The organism is Pseudonocardia sp. SID8383 (assembly GCF_009864975.1).
GTDB lineage: Bacteria > Actinomycetota > Actinomycetes > Mycobacteriales > Pseudonocardiaceae > Pseudonocardia > Pseudonocardia alni.
In genome coordinates, this window is record NZ_WWFY01001000.1 from 1 (window position 1) to 1,723 (window position 1,723).

At 75.8% G+C, this 1,723-nt stretch carries 2 protein-coding genes; one reads left to right on the forward strand and one right to left on the reverse strand.

Annotated elements, in window-relative coordinates; translation table 11 throughout:
* Positions 1 to 334: 334 nt before the first annotated feature.
* A complete protein-coding gene (locus GTW08_RS24160) occupies positions 335 to 1,294 on the forward strand; it encodes a helix-turn-helix domain-containing protein (protein WP_073577604.1) in 960 nt (319 codons plus the stop codon).
* Positions 1,295 to 1,401: 107 nt separating this feature from the next.
* Here the strand turns inward: GTW08_RS24160 and GTW08_RS24165 are convergent.
* The coding region (locus tag GTW08_RS24165; protein WP_202417623.1) for a CopD family protein at positions 1,402 to 1,723 on the reverse strand (322 nt) is incomplete at its 5' end.

The window sequence follows — 1,723 nt, forward strand, 5'->3', positions numbered from 1 at the left end:
CCGCAGCCGGGCCCGGGTGGCCCCGCCCAGCGCGGCGGCCCCGGCCGGCAGCACCGTCTTCGCCGGCACCAGGCCGCCGTAGGCGGTCGTCACCACCCCGACGGTGACCCGAGCCGAGCGGTCGCGGCGATCAGCCCGGAGTCCGCCGACCCACAGCAGTGCGGCGGCCACGTGGGCCACGATCGCGGGCGCTGCGGACGCGGCCGCCGCCACGGGTTGTGGTCGCTGCGGATGTGCCGGGATATCGCAAAGATTCTCGTCAATCGTGACGATGTTCGTGCGGTGCCGCCCGTCGTCTGTGGCCCATCGTGATCGCCGATCCGATAATCGCCGGGTGACCGAAACCTCCGACGGTCGTCGCCCCGACTCCCCGGACCTGTTCTGCAGTGACTTCGCCGCGGTGCTCGACGCCCGCGGCGTGTCCGTCCGTGAGGCCGCCGAACGCTCGAACTGGAGCAAGAGTGCGATCGGCAACGCCCGCACGGGACCCCGCCTGCCCCGCGGCGACCTGGTGACGACGGTGCTCGCCGCCGTGGGAGTACCCGCGCCGGAGGTGCGGGAGTGGGCGCGCCGGCACGCGGCGCTGGCCGCGGCCCCCGCGTCGCCCACCACGGCTCCGGCGAGGCTCTCGGCGACCGGCTCCGCGGACGTCGCAGCACCGGCGATGGGGGCACATGCGGCCCGGGCTGCGACGGAGACCCCGGGAACGGGCGGGGCGGTGCCTCCCGCGGCCGCCGGGGGAACGGAACCGACGAGCGTGGCCGCCGGGGGGACGGAACCGACGAGCGTGGCTGCCGGGGGGACGGAACCGATGGGCACGGAGGACGCGAGACGTACGGCGCGGGCGGTGGTCGTCGCCGTCCTGGCCACGGCCCTGGTCGCGGGCGGCGCCGGCTGGCTCGCCGCCCGGACCCTCGGAGCGCCGGCCGCGGCGTCGGCGGGGACGGCCGTCGTCACGGTGCAGAACAAGGTCGCGCTCGGCGCGGAGGACCTCGTCGAGGACTCCGGGCCCGCCTACCTCTCGTCACGGGCGATCGCGTTCTGCGGTTCCCGGGGCTGCAAGGAGGTCGGCACCGACGTCGTCAGCGGGGCGATGCTGCCCGCCACCTGCACGGTCGTCGGTGAGCGGATGTGGAACCACAACCTCGACTCGCCCGCCGCGCACAACCCGCACCGGGTCGAGTCCGCGCTCTGGTACCGCGTGACCTGGCCGGACGGGCGCTCCGGCTACCTCTCGGAGGTGTACCTGGAGCCGGGGTCCCGTGGTGGTCTCGGACTCCCGGCCTGCGGCTGATGCCACGCAGGAGCACTCCGGCGACGTGAGCGAGGAGCGGCTGGACCTGCTCGACCGCGACGTGCTGTTCGCCAACGGCGCGACCGAGCAGCAGATGACGGCGTCGATCAGGCGGTGTGGGTCAGGGTCGCGGCGACCCCGGTCGCCGCGACCAGCACGAGGACCTCCACCGCCGCCCACACCAGCACCGGCAGCCGCCCGGCGCGCAGCCGGGCCCGCGTCGCGCCGCCCAACGCGGCGGCGCAGGCCAGCAGCACGACCTTGGTGAGGACGACCGCGCCGTAGGCCGTCGTGACCAGGTCGGTGGGTGAGGTCAGCCGCGCGGTGGCGGCGAGCAGCCCGGTCACCCCCAGCACGACGACGGCGGCGAGCGCGAGCCGGGAGAACCGGGGCACCGCGACGGTGCGCACGTCGGCGTCGCGGGCGGTG